At 73.6% G+C, this 19,241-nt stretch carries 18 protein-coding genes; 6 read left to right on the top strand and 12 right to left on the bottom strand.

The annotated features are described in order from the left end of the window. Window positions 1-52: 52 nt before the first annotated feature. Together OG514_RS36870 and OG514_RS36865 are read right to left on the bottom strand one after the other, a co-directional pair. Complete coding sequence (locus OG514_RS36870) at window positions 53-637, bottom strand: DUF4865 family protein (protein WP_266902419.1); 585 nt, start codon at window positions 635-637, stop codon at window positions 53-55. Window positions 638-671: 34 nt separating this feature from the next. Then, window positions 672-1,256: a TetR/AcrR family transcriptional regulator gene (locus OG514_RS36865; protein ID WP_266902417.1), complete on the bottom strand. Its 585-nt coding sequence runs from the start codon at window positions 1,254-1,256 to the stop codon at window positions 672-674. A 142-nt stretch (window positions 1,257-1,398) separates the two neighbouring features. Here OG514_RS36865 and OG514_RS36860 point away from each other — a divergent pair, with 142 nt between their 5' ends. From OG514_RS36860 to OG514_RS36850, 3 genes are read left to right on the top strand one after another with little or no spacing between them, the layout of a single operon-like run. Then, window positions 1,399-1,704, top strand: coding sequence for an SHOCT domain-containing protein (locus OG514_RS36860; protein ID WP_266902415.1), 306 nt, complete (start codon window positions 1,399-1,401; stop codon window positions 1,702-1,704). Continuing rightward, window positions 1,701-2,528: an ABC transporter ATP-binding protein gene (locus tag OG514_RS36855; RefSeq protein WP_266902413.1), complete on the top strand. Its 828-nt coding sequence runs from the start codon at window positions 1,701-1,703 to the stop codon at window positions 2,526-2,528. The genes OG514_RS36860 and OG514_RS36855 overlap by 4 nt, the downstream gene beginning before the upstream one ends. Further along, on the top strand, window positions 2,525-5,101 hold the full coding sequence (locus tag OG514_RS36850) for an FtsX-like permease family protein (RefSeq protein ID WP_266902411.1): 2,577 nt from the start codon (window positions 2,525-2,527) through the stop codon (window positions 5,099-5,101). Before OG514_RS36855 ends, OG514_RS36850 begins: the two co-directional genes overlap by 4 nt. Window positions 5,102-5,130: 29 nt before the next feature. Here the strand turns inward: OG514_RS36850 and OG514_RS36845 are convergent, their stop codons facing one another. Both OG514_RS36845 and OG514_RS36840 read right to left on the bottom strand, forming a co-directional pair. Next, window positions 5,131-5,745, bottom strand: coding sequence for an ATP-binding protein (locus tag OG514_RS36845; protein WP_266902409.1), 615 nt, complete (start codon window positions 5,743-5,745; stop codon window positions 5,131-5,133). Window positions 5,746-5,972: 227 nt separating this feature from the next. Next, entirely contained in the window at window positions 5,973-6,299 is a 327-nt protein-coding gene (locus OG514_RS36840) for a hypothetical protein (RefSeq protein WP_266902407.1), read from the bottom strand. 176 nt (window positions 6,300-6,475) lie between these two features. Here OG514_RS36840 and OG514_RS36835 point away from each other — a divergent pair, with 176 nt between their 5' ends. Further along, the gene (locus OG514_RS36835) at window positions 6,476-7,621 is read left to right on the top strand and encodes a PLP-dependent cysteine synthase family protein (protein ID WP_266902405.1); all 1,146 of its coding nucleotides are present in this window, start codon (window positions 6,476-6,478) and stop codon (window positions 7,619-7,621) included. Here the strand turns inward: OG514_RS36835 and OG514_RS36830 are convergent. From OG514_RS36830 to OG514_RS36820, 3 genes are all read right to left on the bottom strand, one after another. Then, on the bottom strand, window positions 7,581-8,081 hold the full coding sequence (locus tag OG514_RS36830) for an SRPBCC family protein (protein WP_266902403.1): 501 nt from the start codon (window positions 8,079-8,081) through the stop codon (window positions 7,581-7,583). The genes OG514_RS36835 and OG514_RS36830 overlap by 41 nt on opposite strands. A gap of 115 nt (window positions 8,082-8,196) precedes the next feature. Then, window positions 8,197-8,634, bottom strand: coding sequence for an SRPBCC family protein (locus OG514_RS36825; protein WP_266902401.1), 438 nt, complete (start codon window positions 8,632-8,634; stop codon window positions 8,197-8,199). Next, entirely contained in the window at window positions 8,631-9,458 is an 828-nt protein-coding gene (locus OG514_RS36820) for a DeoR/GlpR family DNA-binding transcription regulator (protein WP_266902399.1), read from the bottom strand. Before OG514_RS36820 ends, OG514_RS36825 begins: the two co-directional genes overlap by 4 nt. A 134-nt stretch (window positions 9,459-9,592) precedes the next feature. Here OG514_RS36820 and OG514_RS36815 point away from each other — a divergent pair, with 134 nt between their 5' ends. After that, window positions 9,593-12,043, top strand: a complete 2,451-nt coding sequence (locus tag OG514_RS36815; RefSeq protein WP_266902397.1) for a hypothetical protein — start codon at window positions 9,593-9,595, stop codon at window positions 12,041-12,043. Here OG514_RS36815 and OG514_RS36810 read toward each other — a convergent pair. The 5 genes from OG514_RS36810 to OG514_RS36790 all read right to left on the bottom strand — a co-directional run bounded on the left by OG514_RS36810 (window position 12,013) and on the right by OG514_RS36790 (window position 18,380). Next, window positions 12,013-14,418, bottom strand: a complete 2,406-nt coding sequence (locus tag OG514_RS36810; protein WP_266902395.1) for a right-handed parallel beta-helix repeat-containing protein — start codon at window positions 14,416-14,418, stop codon at window positions 12,013-12,015. The two genes, OG514_RS36815 and OG514_RS36810, sit on opposite strands and share 31 nt — an antisense overlap. Window positions 14,419-14,690: 272 nt before the next feature. Next, the gene (locus tag OG514_RS36805) at window positions 14,691-15,299 is read right to left on the bottom strand and encodes a hypothetical protein (RefSeq protein WP_266902393.1); all 609 of its coding nucleotides are present in this window, start codon (window positions 15,297-15,299) and stop codon (window positions 14,691-14,693) included. Between the two features lie 88 nt (window positions 15,300-15,387). Next, entirely contained in the window at window positions 15,388-16,212 is an 825-nt protein-coding gene (locus OG514_RS36800) for an MOSC domain-containing protein (protein WP_266902391.1), read from the bottom strand. A 55-nt stretch (window positions 16,213-16,267) separates the two neighbouring features. Next, window positions 16,268-16,771, bottom strand: a complete 504-nt coding sequence (locus OG514_RS36795; RefSeq protein WP_266902389.1) for a DUF6643 family protein — start codon at window positions 16,769-16,771, stop codon at window positions 16,268-16,270. 385 nt (window positions 16,772-17,156) lie between these two features. Then, the gene (locus OG514_RS36790) at window positions 17,157-18,380 is read right to left on the bottom strand and encodes a glycosyltransferase (RefSeq protein WP_266902387.1); all 1,224 of its coding nucleotides are present in this window, start codon (window positions 18,378-18,380) and stop codon (window positions 17,157-17,159) included. Between the two features lie 58 nt (window positions 18,381-18,438). On the opposite strand from OG514_RS36790, the gene OG514_RS36785 reads away from it, so the two are divergent. Next, complete coding sequence (locus tag OG514_RS36785; protein WP_266902385.1) at window positions 18,439-19,233, top strand: glutamate racemase; 795 nt, start codon at window positions 18,439-18,441, stop codon at window positions 19,231-19,233. The last annotated feature ends 8 nt before the right edge of the window (window positions 19,234-19,241 follow it).

Here is a 19,241-nt window from a genome sequence, read left to right as displayed (position 1 = left end):
CCGGGTCCAGGCGCACCTTCGCCGCCTGGTCGACCAAGTCCCGGTCCCGGGCTCACCATTGCCGCCCCGGCCCCAGCTGCCCCCGCCCCGGCGCGGACAGATGCAGGACCCGGAAGCGCTCGCCCTCGTCGGCGGGCGCTTCCGCGTCGGCCCACAGGGTGAAGGTGAGCAGTTCCCAGTGGCGTGGATCGACGGCCAGGGCGGAGGCCACCACCCCGCCCCGCCGCGCCTCGCGGGTATGCCGGGCCACGGCGTCCGCCACGGCCTCGCCGGGCGCGCCGGACTCCCCGAGTGGGCTCCTGCGGCGCGTCGCCGTGCCCGGCGCCGAACCGGACGCGGGGCCCTCCTCGTACGACAGGCCTGTCCAGTGCTGCACCACCGGTCGGCCGAAGTCGTTCACGATGCCCTGGAAACCCGGGCCCCAGAGGAACGAGTTCATGCCCTCAGGGGTGGCCCACAGATAGAACGGCGCGTACTGGTTCACCGGCGACGAGTCCCCCCGCTCCCTCACCAGGTAGGCCTTCAGGCCGAGCCCGGGGTAGGCGTCGAGGAGATGGCCCTTCGTCGCCACCCGTTCGCGGATGATTCCCATGTCGTAGTCGGCGGGCAGGTTGATCTCGTACTGCATCGCGTGCACAGAAGGCTCCGATCGCCCATCGTGGAAGGCCTGTTCAGCCGGCGGTGGTACGAGGGGTGAGCAGGCTCGACAGCCCCCGCACGGCGCTGTCGAAGGGGGCCCTCGACCCCGTCGCGCGGGCCAGTACATATCCGCCCTGCACGGTCGCCACGACCGTCGCCGCGATGTCGTCGGCGTCGCCAGGGCCGTGCAACTCGCCGCTGTCCAGGCCCTCCTGGACGACCTCGGCGAGCCGGGCCCGCAGCCTGCCGAGCACCTCGTCGATCGGCGCGCGCAGCACCGGATCGGCGATCACGTCGGGATCCATCGTCAGTCGCCCCACCGGGCAGCCCCGCAGGACGTCCCGCTCGCGCAGCAGATAGGCCTCGATACGGGCGTACGCCGTGCCCTCGCCGCTCAGGACGGCCTCGGCCGCCGCTCCCAGCTCCTCGGCCGTACGCCGGATCGCAGCGAGTGCGAGATCGGGCTTGCCCGCGAAGTGGTGGTACATGCTGCCCTGGCCCGCCCCGGCCGCCTGCTGGATCGCCTTGGGGCTGGTCCCCACGTAACCGCGCTCCCACAGCAGCTCGCGGGTCGCCTCGATCAGTCGCTCGGAGGTGCTCATGAGCGCACTGTACATACCAGTAGGTACAGAGGGGAAGGAGGGCCGGAACCGCCACGTACTCCCGCCGTCGTACGCGCGATGCCGCTGCCCGTACGACGCGCCCGACCCCCCTCCGGAGGGAGTCTCGAACCACCGACAACCGAGGAGCTGAACCCTCATGAACACACTCGCCCACGCGGGCCCCGGCCCGTGGGTCCTTCTCTTCCCCCTCGTCTGGGCGGTCGTGATCTTCGGGCTCGTCACCGTCGCCCGCCGCGCCGGATGGCGCCGCGGACGCGAGGGCGGCTTCGGCCCCTTCGCCGGCCCGGGCCGCGACACCGGACCCGACGACAGCTCGCCCATCGCCCTGCTCGGCCACCGGTTCGCCGCCGGGGAGATCGACGAGGACGAGTACTGGCGCCGGTTGACCGTCCTCGAAGAGCAGTTCGGCCGCCGCACCGACCCCAAGGGGCGCCGGACATGACCACCACCGGAACGCGGCCCCAGGCCGCCCCCGCCGCCGTCCGCGTCGTCGACGCCGTCAAGGTCTACGGGCGCGGCGACACCGAGGTCCGGGCCCTGGACGGCGTGAGCGTCGACTTCCCGGTCGGCCGCTTCACCGCCGTCATGGGTCCCTCGGGCTCCGGAAAGTCCACCCTCATGCACTGCGCCGCCGGGCTGGACACCCTCACCTCCGGCGCAGCCCTCCTCGGGGACACCGACCTGTCCACGCTCGACGACCGTCGTCTGACGCTGCTGCGCCGCGACCGGATCGGCTTCGTCTTCCAGGCCTTCAACCTGCTGCCGACCCTCACCGTCGCCGAGAACATCACCCTCCCGCTCGACCTCGCCGGCCGCACCGTCGACCGGGAGCGCTTCGACCGGCTCGTCGACACCGTCGGACTGCGCGACCGCCTCCATCACCGGCCGAGCGAGCTCTCCGGCGGACAACAGCAGCGCGTGGCCGTGGCCCGTGCGTTCGCCGGTGACCCCGACGTCGTCTTCGCCGACGAACCCACCGGCAACCTCGACTCGCGCTCCGGCGAGGAGGTCCTGCGTCTGCTCGGCCGTACGGTGCGCGAGACCGGCCGTACGGTCGTCATGGTCACCCACGACCCGGTCGCCGCCGCCCACGCCGACGAGGTGATCTTCCTCGGCGACGGCCGGCTCGTCGACCGGATGACGGCCCCCACGGCCGACCGCGTCCTGGACCGCCTGAAGGCGTTCGAGACATCACCGGGAGCGGCGGCCCACACGACCGGGGCCCACACGACCGGGGCCCTCACCACCGGGGGAGTAACGCCATGAGAGCCACCGGAACCGTGCCAACCCCCGCCTCCCTCCGTCTCGCCCGCTCCTCCCTCCGCGCGCACCGCCGCCGTTTCCTCGGTACCTTCGTCGCCGTCCTCCTCGGGGTCGCCTTCCTCACCGGCACCCTCGTCATGGGCGACACCCTGCGCGCGAGCTTCGACTCGATGTTCACCGGCGCCACCCGGGGCACCGACGCCGTCGTCCGCAGCGCTGTCACCGTGACGGCCTCCGGGGACGCCCAGGGCACCCGCGGCCCCGTCGACGCGGACCTCGCCGACCGCCTCGCGCACGTCCCCGGGGTCGCGGCCGCCGCGCCCCGGATCGAGGGCGCCGGCCAGCTCCTCGCCACCGACGGCACCCCCGTCGGCGGCAAGGGACCGCCCACCCTCGCCGGGAACTGGATCGACGACCCGGCCCTCAACCCGTACAAGCTCGCGGAAGGCCGTGCCCCGAGCGCCCCCGGCGAAGCCGTCGTCAACCGGGGCGCCGCGAAGGCCGCGGGCCTCGCCCTGGGCGACACCACGGTCCTGCGCACCCCCGACCCCGTGCGCGTCACCGTCGTCGGTCTCGCCACCTTCGGCGGCGCGGACGGCATGGGCCAGGTCACCTGGGCAGGCCTGACCCGCGCCGACGCCGAGCGGTATCTGACGGCACACCCCGGCGAGGCGACGAGCATCGCCGTACGGGCAGGGCCCGGAGTCTCCCAGGAGGAGCTGGTCGCCGCCCTCGCCCCCGCCCTCCCCGACGGGGTCGAGGCGATCACCGGGCAGCGCGCCGCCGAGGAGAACACCGAGACGGTCTCCGGCCGCTTCCTCAGCCTCTTCACCACCTTCCTGCTGGTGTTCAGCGGGGTGGCGGTGCTCGTCTCCGTCTTCACCATCCACAACACCTTCGCCGTGCTCGTCGCCCAGCGGACCCGCGAGAACGCCCTGCTCCGCGCGATCGGCGCCGCCCGGCGCCAGGTCGTCACCGGCACCCTCGTCGAAGCGCTGACCGTCGGCCTGCTCGCCTCCCTCGCCGGGCTGCTGGCCGGGATCGGCGTGGCGGCCGGACTCCAGGCCCTCTTCCCCGCCGTCGGCTTCCCCTTCCCCGAGGGCGACCTGGTCGTGTCCGGCACGTCCCTCGTGCTGCCGCTCGCGGTCGGGCTCGCGGTCTGCGCCGGTTCGGCGCTCCTGCCCGCCGTACGGGCCGGACGTACGGCCCCGCTCGCCGCACTCCGCGAGACCCAGGTCGACGATTCCGGCACCTCACGCGCGCGCGTGGTGACCGGCTCCGCCCTGCTCGCCGTCGCGGTCGGCACGGTCCTCGGCGGAGTGCTCGGCACTCCCTCGCTGTGGTTCGCCGCGACCGGCGCCGCCCTCGCCGTCGCCGCCTTCGTGGTCCTCGGACCGGTCGCCGCCTCCGTCGCCGTCCGGGTACTGGCCGGCCCCCTGCGCGGCGCCAACCGCGGCCTCGCGCGCCGCAACGCCCTGCGCAGCCCGGGACGTACGGCGGCGACCGCCACAGCCCTGATGATCGGCGTCGCCGTGGTGACCCTCTTCACGGTCTTCGGCGCCTCCCTCAAGGCGACCATGGACACCACGGTCGACCGCTCCTTCGCGGGCGACGTGGCCATCAGCGGGGCCACGTTCGGCGCGGGCGGCGCGGGGCTCAGCCCGCGCCTCGCACCGGCCGTCGGCGCGCTTCCCGAGGTCGACACCGCCGTGGGCCTGGGGCGCGGGGTGGCGGAAGTGGACGGCCGGGGCCGCGCCCTGACCGTCACCGACCCGATCGCGCTCTCCCGCACCCTCGACCTGGGAGAAGTGCGGGGCTCCCTCACCGGCCTCGGTACGGACGGGCTCGCCGTCGCCGCCGACGAGGCGGCCTCCTCGGGCCTCGTGCCCGGCCGGACGGCCGAGCTGACGTTCACGGACGGCACCCGGCACACCTTCACCGTGCGGGCGGTCTACGAACGCGCCGACCTCGCCGGCGACTACCTCGTCACCCGGGATGCCTGGGCCCCGCACCGCACCCAGGACTCCGACACCCTCGTCGCCGTCTCCTTCGCGGACGGAGTCACCACCGCACAGGGAAAGGCGGCCGTGACCGAGGTCGCGGACCGCTACGGACAGCCCGAGGTCCAGACCCGGGACGAGTACGCGGAGTCCTCGGCGGGCGGCATCGACATGATGCTCACCCTCGTGTACGCGCTCCTCGCCCTCGCCGTCCTGATCGCGCTGCTCGGCATCACGAACACGCTCACCCTGTCCGTCCACGAACGGACCCGTGAGCTGGGCCTGTTGCGGGCCGTCGGCCAGACCCGGGCCCAACTGCGCGCCATGGTCCGGTGGGAGTCGGTCCTGGTGGCCGCGTTCGGCACGCTCGGCGGACTCGTCCTCGGCGGCTTCCTCGGCTGGGTGCTCGTCCGCGCCTCGGAGGGCGCGGGCGACAGCGCGTTCACCTTCGCCGTACCGGCGGTGCAGCTGGCGACCGTGGCCCTGGTCGGGCTTGTGGCCGGAGCCGTGGCGGCCCTGCGCCCCGCGCGCCGGGCGGCCCGCCTGGAGATCCTCAGGGCGATCGCCACGGAGTGAGGGGGCGGGGCCGCCCTGTCGTCCCTCCGTCAGCCCGTGCGGCCCGCCGGCACCCGGCGGGCCGTGGCCACGGCGGGAGCCGGCGCGAGGACGGGTTCGTGGGCCGGGGCCGGGGCGGGGTCGGCCGGGGTACTCAGCGGAACGCCGGGGAACGGCGCGTACCCCAGGAAGGGGCCTTCGGCCGCGGAGTCGTACACGGCGTAGGAACGCGTGTCGGCCGGGGCGGCGGGCGGCGGCGTCGAGAGGGTGAACCACACCACCTTCCCGTCCGCCCCACAGGGGCGCACACCCCAACTCTCGCTGACCGCGCCGACGATGGCGAGGCCGCGACCCGACGTGGCCAGCTCGTCGTACGCGTCGAGCGGGTCCGGGCAGCCGGCCTTCGGTATGCGGGGGTCGTGGTCCCGGACGGAGACCGTGAGCCGGTCGAGGAACAGCTCGATCTCGACGGTGCACCGCTTGTCCGGCTGCGCGTGCCGGTGGACGTTCGTCAGTAGCTCGGTGACACCGAGCACGGCATGGTCGATCAGACCGTCGAGATGCCAATGACGGAGATGCGCGGAGACAATCCTGCGGACCTGTCCGATCCGCGACGGCAGGGCCTGGAGCTCCACCGCGTAATACCTGCTCGGCTCGCTGATCACGGCTGCGACTCCCCGAAGTAGTCCGGAAGAAGACGAAGATTCGGATCTCACATGCGGTACAGCAGGGTGGCGACCTGAGCGCGCTGTCACCACCGGTCAACCCTCGGTGAGGTGGTTCCAGCGTGAACCAGTGGTGTGCGTCCCGCAACTCACGGCGACCTGCGACACGCCGAGGAGTCGCCTCGGCACCGCCCGGCAGCCCACCTCGGCGCCGTCGGGCGGCCGCTTCAGCGCCGCCCGGCCGCCCGCTTCAGTGCCGCCAGGAACCGTCCCGACTCCTCCGCCGCGCCGGGGCCGTCGCCCTTGGTGGCGCCGTCCTTGTGGAGGGTCAGCCGGTAGCGCGTGCCGTTCACGGTGGCCACCGCCTCGTCGGACTTCGCGAACCACGGGCGTCCGGCCCGGACCGCTCCCACGGGCGCGCTGTCGATCTCGCTGCCGTAACTCGTGAGGAGGGCGAGCCGCCCGTCCTCGATCCGCACCTCGCCGGCGCGTGTCAGCGAACGCGGCCAGCGGGCGATCCTCACGCCCCTGGCGCTGAATTCGGGTTCCGACATGCCGATCCGCCCCTTCCACCCGGTTGCCGTTCCCAGTGTGCCGGGCCGTCGGCGACCGCACCAGTGGCCCTTCCGCAAGTCATCCCTATGGACAGTCAAAGGAAACGTTTGCCCAGGTGAGAGGGGTATTGTCGGCAGCGGGGCACCCCCAGGGAAGTGACCGAGGAGAGGCGCGGATGAGCACCACGGAGAACAGTGCGGCGAGTGTGACGGCGGGCAGCGCGGCGGTGACCGTCGACGTCGACCGCAGCGACCCGGCGTACCGGACCTGGCTCAAGGAGGCCGTCCGCAAGGTCCAGGCCGACGCCAACCGCTCGGCCGACACGCACCTGCTGCGCTTCCCCCTCCCCGAGAAGTGGGGCATCGACCTGTACCTCAAGGACGAGTCCACCCACCCCACCGGCAGCCTCAAGCACCGCCTCGCCCGCTCCCTCTTCCTGTACGGCCTCTGCAACGGCTGGGTACGGCCGGGCAAGCCCGTCATCGAGGCCTCCAGCGGCTCGACCGCCGTGTCCGAGGCGTACTTCGCGAAGCTCATCGGCGTTCCCTTCATCGCCGTGATGCCCCGCACGACCAGTCCCGAGAAGTGCCGGCTGATCGAGTTCCACGGCGGGCGGTGCCACTTCGTCGACGACTCGCGCACGATGTACGAGGAGGCCGCCGCGCTCGCCGAGCGCACCGGCGGTCACTACATGGACCAGTTCACGTACGCGGAGCGGGCCACCGACTGGCGGGGCAACAACAACATCGCCGAATCGATGTACCAGCAGCTGAAGTTGGAGCGCTACCCCGAGCCCGCCTGGATCGTGGCGACCGCGGGCACCGGCGGCACCTCGGCGACCATCGCCCGCTACGTCCACTACATGCAGCACGACACCCGTATCTGTGTCGCCGACCCCGAGAACTCCTGTTTCTTCGACGGCTGGACGCACCACGACCCGCACGCCACCGCCGACTGCGGTTCGCGGATCGAGGGCATCGGACGCCCCCGGATGGAGCCGAGCTTCGTGCCCGGGGCCGTCGACCGCATGATGAAGGTGCCCGACGCGGCGAGCGTCGCCGCCGTCCGCGCCCTGGAGACCGCGATCGGCCGCAAGGCGGGCGGCTCCACCGGCACCGGCCTGTGGAGCGCCTTCAAGATCATCGCCGAGATGGTGGCCCACGAGCGCACCGGCAGCGTCGTCACCCTGATGTGCGACCCGGGCGAGCGCTACCTCGACAAGTACTACTCCGACGACTGGCTGGCCGCCCAGGGCCTCGACATCGCCCCCTACAGCGCCGCTATCGAGCGGTTCCTGGCGACGGGGGTCTGGCCGGAGTGAGCCGCCGGTCGAGGCGGCGCGCGGCGTCCCGGAAGGACAGCCCCACGCCCGGCCCCACGAGGCGCAGCCCGAACCGGAGCGGGGCGGGGCCGTCGAGGGCCATCGTCCAGCGCAGCCGGGTGCCGCTCCCGGCGGGGGAGAGGTACCACTCCTCCGCCATGGCGGTGACTCCGGGCGCGTTCGTCAGGTCCACCCGGTAGGCGTAGCGGACCTCCGGCTCGGCGGCCAGGATCGTCTCCTCGAAGTGGACCCCGCCACGCAGCCGGACGGTCCGGCCCGCCCCATCGCCCGTCGGGACGGCGGAGGTGACGGCGGTGAACCAGTGCGGCCAGCTGCCCACCTCCACCGCGAGCGACCGGAAGACGGCGGCCGGCGGGGCCGTCAGGGTCGAGGTGAACACCAGACGGACGGGCGCGGACGCGGTGAAGTCGAGCTCCACCGGCCTGAGTCGGCGTGCCATGGACCGTACCTCCCGGGTCGCGAACGGAAGTGCGACCTTAGCTGACATGCTGTCAACAGCACAGGGGGCGACGGAAGCCGGGAGACCGGGAGCCACCGTCTCCCGGCGCGGCTCGTCAGCCCTCCCGCAGCAGCCCGTCCACCGCCCGGCCGAAGAGGAACCGTCCCGCCCGCGCGAGCGCCGGATCGAAGACCCGGGGCACTCCGCGTACGGACAGCTCCTCCGTCCACACCACCCGGCTGCCGTCACCCGCGCCCGACACCTCGACGAGCGCCCAACCGCGCACCACCCGCCCCGACTTCTCCAGGCGGCACGCCCCGGTCCTGCCCTCCGCCGGGGGTTCCCAGCGCACGACCTCCATGGGGTCGTCGAACGACAGCCGGCCGATGCCGGTACGGGCCGTGAACCGGGTCCCGGCCCGGTTCGGCCCCGGGGTCAGCACCCTCGTCCGGGTCAGCGGCACCTTCCGGCCGTGCGCCGGCCAGTCCGTCAGCCGCGGCCACACCTCCTCCGGAGGCGACGGCACGGTCCGCTCGACCCGGAAGAGGCTCACGCCTGCTCCTCGCCCGCCACCACGAGTCCCGGCAGATGCTCCGCCACCTCGGCCCGTACGCCCTCGGGCAGGCCGGGGTCCGTCACCCAGGTGTCCACCTCGTCCAGTTCGGCGAACGAACTCAGGCCCACAGTGCCCCACTTGGTGTGATCGGCGACCACCACGACCCGGCGCGCCGAACGCATCAGGCACCCGTTCGTCTCCCCCTCCGCCAGGTTCGGCGTCGAGAGTCCGGCCTCCACCGAGATGCCGTGCACCCCGAGGAACAACAGGTCGAAGTGGAGCGAGCGGACCGCCCGGTCCGCCACCGGCCCCACCAGGGCGTCGGAGGGCGTGCGCATCCCGCCCGTCAGGACGACCGTCGCCGCCCCGCGCCGCGCCTCGCCGCCGCTGCCCGTCAGCTGGGCCTCGTGGAACACGTCCGCGACCCGGACGGAGTTCGTCACCACCGTCAGGTCCGGTACGTCGAGCAGGTGCCGGGCCAGAGCGTACGTCGTCGTCCCGCCGGACAGGGCGATCGCGCTGCCCGGCGCGACCAGGGCCGCCGCCGTCCGTGCGATCTCGTCCTTGGCGCTGGGTTCGAGCACCGACTTGGCCTCGAAGCCAGGCTCGTGGGTACTCGCCTCGACGACCGGAACGGCCCCGCCGTGCACCTTCGCGAGCATGCCCTGCCGGGCCAGCGCGTCCAGGTCGCGACGGATCGTCATGTCCGAGACGCTGAGGCGCCGGGTCAGTTCGTTGACCCGTACACCGCCGCGCCGCCGTACCTCATCGAGGATCAGGGCACGCCGCTGCTCCGCGAGGAGGTTCTGGTTGTCAGTCACCGCCGGGGCCGGTCCTTCCGCAGGAGACAAGGGGATGGGTGTCGGATTCGGTGAGGATCGGTGCGCGGGCGCACCACTGTCCGCGATCCTGGTGCCGACGTCGCATCTTCCCACCCTGAGAGGAAGTCGCCTCAGTGTCCCCTGCCACACCCGCCCCGGAGAGCGGGGGCGCGGCGCTCGAACTCCTCGTCCACGGAGTCGGCGGAGCCACCCCCCAGGACATGCTCGACGACCCCAGGACCGTACGGATCACCGGCGACCGGACCGCCGCCATGCACCGGCGCGCCGAGGACGTCGACGCCGAGGACCACCCCGAGCGGTACGCGGCCCGCCCGGTCCCGGAGGCGTACTGCTGGTCCAACCTGACCTCGGGCGACGGCGCCCGCGCCCTGTGGCTGCTGCTCCTGCCCTTCATGGTCGCCAATCTGGCGCACTGGATGCGCCCGCCCGCCCAGGGCCGCCCGGGACTCGTCCGGCTCTACGGGGTCCTGGTGCGGCTCGTCGCCCTCACCCTCACCGTGCTGCTCACCGCCGCGGCCTGCGAGGTCGCGCTCGATCTGACGGCCTGGCAGTGCGCCGCCAGCACCGCCTGCACCGACGCGTACTCCTGGCTCGGCTTCCTCTCCGAGGGGCGCGGCGGCTGGTGGTCGGCGCCCGGCCGTCGGCTCGCGCTCGCCGCCCTGGTGCCGGCCCTGCTCGTCGGCCTCCTCTGGTACCTGTCGAACCGGACGTGGAGCGCGTACGAGGCCCAGCGCCCGCCCACCGGTTACGACGATCCCGTGGCCGAGCCGCCCACCGACTCGGGGGCCGCGGAAGCCGTGACCGACCCGGGCGTCGACACGGAGAGCGCGGACCAGGAAGAGGGCGGCCCCGGCCCCGGTCCCGGCCCCGCCGAGCTGCGGCCCGCCCTCGGCCGCCCCGGTTTCTGGTACGGGCGCCGGCTCGTCGCGCGTCTCAGGGCCGCCCACACGGCGGCCGGTTTCCTGACCGTCGCCGCCGCCCTCGCCACGGCCACCGCCCGGCACGACGCCACGGCCCCGGGTGCCGGAGCCGTCCTCGGCCGCGTCCTCCAGGCCGCCGTCGCCGCCCTCGCCGTGCTCGTCGTCTGGGTGGTCTGCCGTCGAGGCCGCAGCGAGCGCCGCCTCGACCTGCGCATCGAACGCGCCCTCGTCTCCTGGCTGCCCGGCGTCTCCCTCGTCCTGCTCGCGCTCACCGCCCTGTACGCCGGGTGGTCCCGCCCCGGCTGGGTCGCCGACGGTTCCCTGCCCGGCAATGCGGCCTTCGGTGGCCTCACCCTCGTCCAGGGCGGCCTCGTCGTCGCCCTCGGCGTGGTCGCCCTGCTCCTCCAGCGGCCCCGCAGGGACCCGCGTACCGCGCTGCGCGGACTCGGCGGCCCCGCCGTCGCCATGCTCGCCTGCGCCCTCGCCGGAGTCATGTCCGGCGGCGTCGCCCAGCGGGTCGCCGACTGGCTCGACGGGCCCGCCACCCCCGGCATGGGCGACGACGGCCCCCGGATCGGCCCGCCCGTGCTGCTCAGCTGGCAGGCGTCCGTCATCCCCGTGCTGCTCCTGCTGCTGCTCGTGCCCGCCGCCCTCCTCGCGGTACGGACCGTGCTCGCCGGCAGGCGGCTGCGCACCGAGGTCGAGGCCGACTACGACGCCGCCGGCGAACGCGACCCCGTCCGCACCGGACAGATCGCGGCCGGCCGGGCACGGGCGTCGCTCACCGACTCCGCGCCCGTCCTCGTCGGCGTCGTCTCCGGAGCCACCCTGCTCCTCGGGGCGGGCTCCGTCGCCGGTGCCTGGGCCAGCGGAAACGTCCCGGGGCGCGCCTTCGACGGCGCCCACCCCGCCCTCGCGTCCCTGGCCACCGCCACCCAGGCCATCGGCTCCTGGATGATCGGCTTCGGCTTCCTGCTCTTCGTCACCTGGGGCCGCCGCGCCTACCGGGACGCCCACGCCCGCCGCACCATCGGCATCCTCTGGGACGTCGGCACCTTCTGGCCCCGCGCCGCCCACCCCTTCGCCCCGCCCTGCTACGCCGAACGGGCGGTCCCCGACCTGACCTGGCGGATGAGCTCCTGGACCCGGAGCACCGGCGGCCGGCTCGTCATCTCGGGGCACTCGCAGGGCAGTGTCCTCGCCGCGGCCGCCGTCTGGCAGCTGCCGCCCGCCACCCGTGGCCGGGTCGCGCTCCTGACGTACGGCTCACCCCTGGAGCGGCTCTACGGACGCTGGTTCCCTGCCTACTTCGGCCCGGAGGCGCTGCGCGCCCTGAACCGTACGGTCCACTGCTGGAGCAATCTGTACCGCGCCACCGACCCCATCGGCGGTCCCGTCCGGGTCCCCGCCGAGAACGGCAGGCCGGCCGTCGACGGATCGGTCCTGCTCGACCCGGTCGCCTACGGCCGCACCCGCGCACACCCGCTGCCCGAACCGATCCTGGGCCACTCCGACTACCAGGCCGACCCGGCGTTCGCCCACCGGCGCGGCGCCCTCCTGGACCGGCTCCCACCCGCCGTACCCCACCAGCGCGATCCGAACTCCACAGCGGATCAAGGGAGTTCGGGCAGATCCTCCGGATAGAGCAGCGTCAGGTCGTCCGTGCTCGCCTCGGCGAGCTCGGCGACCCGGCCCGCGTGCCGCTCCACCATCGACTCGAACGTCTGGCGCGCCGTACGCCCGTTGCCGAAGGCAGGGCCCTTGGGCAGCTTCGTGAAGTACACGAGGAGCGCCTCGTCCGTGCCGGGGGCGAGCCGGTACTCGTGCTCGTCCGCCTGCTGCCCCACGATCCGGAGCAGCTCCTCCGGGTCGTAGTCGCCGAAGGTGATGGTCCGTGAGAAGCGGGACGCCACACCGGGGTTGACCGTGAGGAAACGCTCCATCTCCGCCGTGTATCCCGCCACGATGACCACCACCGCATCCCGGTGGTCCTCCATCAGCTTCACCAGCGTGTCGATCGCCTCACGGCCGAAGTCCCGGCCCGAGTCCTCCGGCGACAGGGCGTACGCCTCGTCGACGAACAGGACCCCGCCGCGCGCCCGGTCGAAGGCCTCCTGGGTACGGATCGCCGTCGAGCCGATGTGCTCGCCGACCAGGTCCACCCGGGAGACCTCCACCAGATGCCCGCGCTCCAGGACCCCCAGCGAGGCCAGGATCTCGCCGTACAGCCGGGCAACCGTCGTCTTTCCCGTGCCCGGGTTGCCCGTGAAGACCAGATGGCGCCGGACCGAGGCGGCCTTCAGCCCCGCCTCCTGACGCCTGCGCCCCACCTCGATCATGTTGGTGAGGGTGCGCACCTCCACCTTGACGCTCTCCAGACCCACCAGGGCGTCCAGTTCGCCGAGCACGTCCTGAGAGGAGCGGGCGTCGGGTTCCGGGGCGGCCGGGACAGGCACGGCCGCCGGGGTACGCGGCGCGGGTACCGTCCCGAGCAGCCCCGCCGACTGGGTGGCCGTCAGGACCGTCCCCCCGTCGGGCACGGAGGAGCGGACGGCGCTCTCGTCACTGGTGCAGTCCTCGGCGCTCGCGCCCTCCTCGGGGAACTCGTAACCGCCGCGCGCGCACCGCTCCGTACGGCACTTGCGCAGGGTGGTCCGGCAGCCGTCGGTGACATGGAACCCGTATCCGCCGCTGCCCGTGACCCGGCAGCCGGTGAAGGAGCCGCGGCCCTCCGCGGACACGTAGAACCCGGCCTCGGCGGGCGAGGTGACCGTGCACCGGTCGATCGTGGGATCGGCGCCCTTGGTGACGATGACCCCGGTCTGCACGGAGTCGATCGTGCAGCCGCCGAGGGTGCCGCCGCTGCCGTGGTCCCGGAACCAGGCGCCCGTGGAGGCCTCCCGGATCCGGCAGTCGTCGAGCTGGGCGGTCGCCCCGTCGCTCACCGACACCGCCGTGTTCCGCACCTGCGACAGATCGCTGTCGACGACGTCCACCCGCGAACCGCGGTCGAGGACGAAGAGCGCGTCCGGTACGTCGTGCACCCGGCAGGCGTCGAGGACGGCGGTCGCCCCGTCGCTCACCCACACCGCCGGGTAGTCGCCCGTACTGTCGTGGATCTCGCACTGGTTGGCGTCCACCCGGGTCCCCGGGTCCCACACCGACAGACCGTTGCGGCCGAAGCGGCGGACGGTCGACCGGGTCAGGGTCAGGACCGACCGCGAGCGCAGGTCGACGGCGTTCTCCGGGACGTCGTGGATGTCGCAGTCCGAGAGCGTGAGCACCGCGTCGGTGTCGAGCGTGATGCCGTCCCCCGAAGTGCGGTGCACCGAGGAGTCGGTGAGATGGGCGGTGGCACGGGCCGCGATCTGGAGCCCGGCGCCCTTGATCTCGTACACCTCGCAGCCGACGCCCTCCAGGCCGCTGCCCTCACCGGTCACGGCGATCCCGGCGCCGGAGGCGTGGTGCACCCGGCAGCGCTCCAGGCGCGGATGCGCCCCGCCCCGCACCGAGATGCCCGCTTGTCCGGCGGAGACCACCTCGCACTCCTCGAACACCCCGCCCGCGCCGTCGAGGACGGCGATGCCGACCCCGGCGGGGTTGTCGACGGTGCAGCGGCGGACCGTCGGCCGGGCCGCGCCCCGCACCTCTATCCCGGCCGCCGAGCGGGTCATGATCCGCAGGTCGAGCAGCTCGGGGGTGCCGTCCTCGACGAGCAGCGCCGGTGCCGCGACGTCCTGCCCCTCGATGTGGAGGTCCTGGACGGTGACGGAGGCGCGCAGCGTCAGCGGCACCCCGTCCGGCGGCGCGATCCGCACCGAGCCGATCGCGCCCTCGGGGCCGCGCAGGGTGACGGCCCGCCGCACCACGAGGTTCTCCCGGTAGGTGCCGGGAGCGATGGTGAGCACGTCCCCGTCCCCGGCGGCCTCCAGGGCGGCGGCAAGCGAGGGGTACTCACCCGTGCGGCGCCGCCACCGCGATGTGCCGGTGTGCGTCACCTGGACCGTGCCCTGTGCCATGGGTGTGTCCTGCCCCCGCCTGATGCCTCGCCGCTGATCCGATGCCCCACCGTAGCGCGCGCGGGGGCGCGGGGTTGACGGGTCGTGGGCCCGCACCGGTCCGTGCGGCGGAGCGGGTTCCGGGCTCGTGTCACGCGCGGTCAGGGGGCGGTCGCGGGTGGTCGAGGTCGGTCGGGCTCGGTCGCGCGCCGGCATCGGCGGGGCCCTGGAACCGGCGCCGGTTCAACTGCCGGTCCAGCTGCCGGGTTCGACCGCTGCCTTCGCCCTTCGGCTCAGCTGCCGGTACCGGTCCGGCCCCAGTCGGGGCCGGTCGCCGCCCACGCGCGGTCGAGGCGCGCGTACCGCAGCAGCACCAAGCGGCGTACGGCGAGGCGGCGGACGATCTCCACCATGAGGCCCGCGAGGAGGGCGGCCGTCAGACCGGCGACGGCCGCGTGCGCGCGGGCCGTGTCCGCCTGCATCGGCGGCGCCACCGGATGTCCGTACCGGTCGGTCCAGATCGGGAAGGTGGCGCCCGGAGCGGAGCTCCGCCGGGCCGTCGTCACCGTTCCCGTGGTGACCGAGCCGTCGGGCGCGGTCCACTGGGCCACGACGGAGCGGCGCAGCCGCTCCTCGCCGGCCGCCTCCGCGGTCCGGGGTCCGCTCGCGGGCCGGTCGGCGGGCCGCAGGACCCGGGCCGTCGTCGGCACGCGCTGCTCCTGCTGGGTGCGGACCGCGCGCTGGAGCGAGCCGTGGGCGGAGGCACCGGCCGCCCAGCCGGTCAGGGGCACCACGACGCAGAGCACCGCGACCGCCGCGAACGCGACCCAGGCCTCCACGAGGTCGGTGGTCCGGCGCAGGGGATTGTGCCGCCAGCGCCAGAGTCCGATGGCTGCGCGCACGTCGGAACCCCCTCGTTGTTCAACGCTCCTTCAACGAGTGTGCCCCGGGGGAGGGTTCCGCGCCTGTCGGGCCGGGAAGTGTGACGCGTCAGTCGAGGATCTTCACCTCGTCGCCGACCCGGACCGTACCGGTGTGCTCGGGGACGAGGTTCTGGCCGAAGATGACCCGGCCGTCGCTCTTGCGGTGCCGGGCGAGGGTTCGCAGCGGTTCCTTGCCGCGCTCGGCGGTGACCTGGTTCGTGGTGGTGACGACACAGCGTCCGCACGGCCGGGCGACCCGGAAGGTGACCTCTCCGACGGCGAGTCGCGTCCAGCCGTCCTCCGCCCAGGGGGCGGTCCCCTCGATCACCAGGTTCGGCCGGAACCGGTTCATGGGCAGGGGACCCTCGTGGGCATGGTCCCCCTGCGCGATCAGGGAGTTGAGGGCGTCCAGCGAGGACGTGGTGGCGACGAGCAGCGGATAGCCGTCCGCGAAGCTCACCGTCTCGCCCGGCAGCGCGTACTCCGGGTCGACCGGACGCCGGTGCTCGGGCGCGTCCATGTGGACCAGCCGGAACTCGCCCTCCAGGTACGCCGAGAGCCAGTCGGCCGCCTCGGGGCCGGCCGGCACCGCCTCCACCGGCTTGTCGAAGATCTCCACCGTGACCGTGGACGAGGGGCGCGGCACCTCGATGGTCAGCGGCGGATGGCCGGACGCGGACAGCGTGATCCCGCCGTCCGGCAGCGGCTCCGCCGTGGCCAACGCCATCCGGGGGTGACGGCGTTGGGTCACGACCTTGTCCGATGCGTCGACGACGGCCCAGCGGCGGTCCCCGGCCAGCCCCCAGGGCTGGACCTCGGCCTCCGTGGGGGCCAGCGCGCGCATGGCCTTCACCGGATGGACGTGGACGGAGCGGAGCACAGGAGTCGGCATGCGGTCATCCTGCCAGCCGCTCCGGAACCGACGCCGTCCGGAGCGCGAAAGCCGGTCAGTAACCCCCACCCTGGTAGGGACGGTTGTACGGGTCTTCGTACTGCATCGGCGCGGGAGCGGGCCGGGGGGCCGCCGGACGCATCGCCTCGTAGCCCGCGGGCGCGGGGCGGGGCGGCTGCGCGTACTGACCGCCCTGGTAGCCGCGCGGGGCCACCTGCTGCTGCGGGATGTACGGGGCGGGGGCGTGCTGCAGGGGCACGGGGGCCATCTGCGGCGTGGGCTGCGGGTATCCGTAGCCGTTGCCGTAGGAGGGCTGCGGGGAGGGCGCCGCCGGGAGGGCGGGCAGTGCCGCGGGGAGCGCCGGCAGGTAGGAACCGCTTGAGGGGAAGCTGCTGCCGGAGGCCTGGAAGCTGCTGCCGGTGTCGTAGGCGGCGGGCACTCGGATCGGGGCGATCTGAGGCGTGCCCCGCTCCGCGACCAGGGAGTCGTAGATCGGGGTGTCCGGGAAGGACGGCGCGGTGTGGTAACCGCCTCCATAGGTGGAGCGGGGGGAGGTCATGGCACATAAGTTAAGCCCACGATGTGCTGGTTGGGGAGCCCGATTAGCGGGTTGTTTGACGGGCTTCGTGAAGAAGCGGATCCCCAATCCGAGCGAACGTGACAAAAACGGGCGCCGTTGAGTCTCAAGATCGCGTAAAAGCCGAGTTCGGAGGGGGTTACCGGCGGGTCGGGCGCCCCGGACCGACCTCGGGGCCCCGGGCATGAAGAACACATAAAGAAAAGGTGCCGAGAAGGGGTGGTGGAAGTGATCATGGGCATGATTAAGCGTCAATCCGCAGCCGCCCGGGGCGTTGTGTACACGCCGAATTGACGGCGCTACTCCCCGTGTCGGAAAAACCATTTCCGTTAAGAAGGCGACCCGCTCACCCGAAGCGACGGAACGGTCACCGGTCCGGTGCCGCCTCCGGGCGCGCGTACGTCCGGCCCTTCCACGCCGCACCGACACCCCGGTAGTGCCGCACCGCTGAGTCCACCGTCATCAGGAGATAGAGGAACGCGGTGAACGGCAGCAGCGGAGCGAGCCACAGCGGCTGCCGGTAGTAGCGGAGCATCGGCACGTACGTCCCCGCCATCACCGCCCAGGCCGCACCACCCGCCCAGGCCGCCACCCCGTCCCCGCCCGACACACCCGCCACCAGGGCCACCGGCGGCACCAGATAGACGAGCACGAGCCCCGCCACCGTCCCCGCGAGCAGCAGTGGGTTGTGCCGCAACTGCGCGTACGCGCTGCGGGCGACCATCCGCCACAGCTCGCCGAGTCCCGGATACGGGCGCACGCTGTCGACCCGCTCCGCGAGCCCCAGCCAGATCCGGCCACCGGACCGCCGCACCGCCCGCGCCAGCGACACGTCGTCGATCACCGCCTGCCGGATCACCTCCGGCACGTCCGCCGCCACCGCCGTCTCCGTCCGCAGCAGCACACAGCCACCCGCGGCGGCCGTCGCGAGCGGCCGCGCCCGGTTGATCCAGCGGAAGGGATAGAGCTGCGCGAAGAAGTAGACGAACGCCGGCACGACCAGGCGCTCCCAGAAGCTCACCACCCGGAGTCGGGCCATCTGCGACACCATGTCCAGCTCGTTGGCCGTCGCCGCCGACACCAGGAGGCGGAGACTGTCCGGCTCATGGGCGATGTCCGCGTCCGTCAAGAGCAGAAAACCCGGTCCACGCGTGCGTGCCAGCGCCATGCCGTGCCGCAGCGCCCACAGCTTGCCCGTCCAGCCCGGCTCCGGCTCGCCCGGGGACACCACGGTCAGCGGCAGCCCCCCGTGGCGAGCGGCGAGCTCGGCGGCGAGCTTCCCCGTACCGTCCGTACTCCCGTCGTCCACCAGGATCACCTCGGCGACGCCCGGATAGTCCTGCGCGAGGAGCGACGGCAGGCTCAGCGGCAGCACCTCGGCCTCGTCCCGCGCCGGCACGACGACGGCCACGCGAGGCCACGGCTCGGTGCGCGGGGGCGACCGGTGCTCCGGCTCGGTGACTGTGCGGGGCTCGATGTCGCGGGAGGTCGGTGGCAGCCGCTGGTCCGTGCGCCAGAAGAAGCCCTGGCCCAGCAGCAGCCAGACCCAGACGGCCAGGGAGACGAGCGCGAACCAGGTGAGGGTGCTCATTCGCGGCAGTCTGCCCCAGATCGCGGGGGACAGAATGCTCATCGGCTAGGGTGACCGGGTGAAGATCGCGCTCATGGACTCCGGCATCGGCCTCCTCCCGGCAGCGGCCGCGGTGCGGCGACTCCGGCCGGACGCCGATCTCCTCCTCTCGAACGACCCCGACGGCATGCCTTGGGGGCCGCGTACCCCCGAGGACCTCACGGAGCGCGCCGTCGCCGTCGCCCGCGCGGCCGCCGAGCACCGCCCGCAGGCGCTGATCGTGGCCTGCAACACCGCCAGCGTGCACGCCCTGCCCGCCATCCGCGCCGCCCTCGAACCGGACATCGCCGTCATCGGCACCGTGCCCGCGATCAAGCCCGCCGCCGCCGGAGGCGGCAAGGTCGCCATCTGGGCCACCCCGGCCACCACCGGAAGCGCCTACCAGCGCGGACTCATCCGCGACTTCGCCGACGGCGCCGAGGTCACCGAGGTGCCCTGCCCCGGACTCGCCGACGCCGTGGAGCACGCCGACCCCGAGGCCGTGGACCGGGCCGTCGCCGCGGCGGCCGAGCTCACCCCCCGGGACGTCCGCACCGTCGTCCTCGGCTGCACCCACTACGAACTGGTCGAGGAGCGCATCCTCGCCGCGCTCCAGGACCGCCGCGGCGCCGGACTGCCCCCGCTCGTGTTCCACGGCTCCGCCGACGCCGTCGCCGCTCAGGCGCTGCGCCGCGTCGGTGCGGAACCCGCCCCCGACGCGGCCCCCACCGGCAGCCTCTCCGTCCTGCTCAGCGGTCGTCCCGGACGGCTCCCCGCCACGGCCCTGGGGTACGCCGAAGGCCGGCTCCTCGGGGCGGTCGCGCCCGCTCACTGAGCCGGACG

This window comes from Streptomyces sp. NBC_00572, assembly GCF_026341815.1.
Lineage (GTDB): Bacteria > Actinomycetota > Actinomycetes > Streptomycetales > Streptomycetaceae > Streptomyces.
Note: the sequence above shows the minus strand (reverse complement) of the source record. Positions and strands in the feature narration are given on the sequence as shown.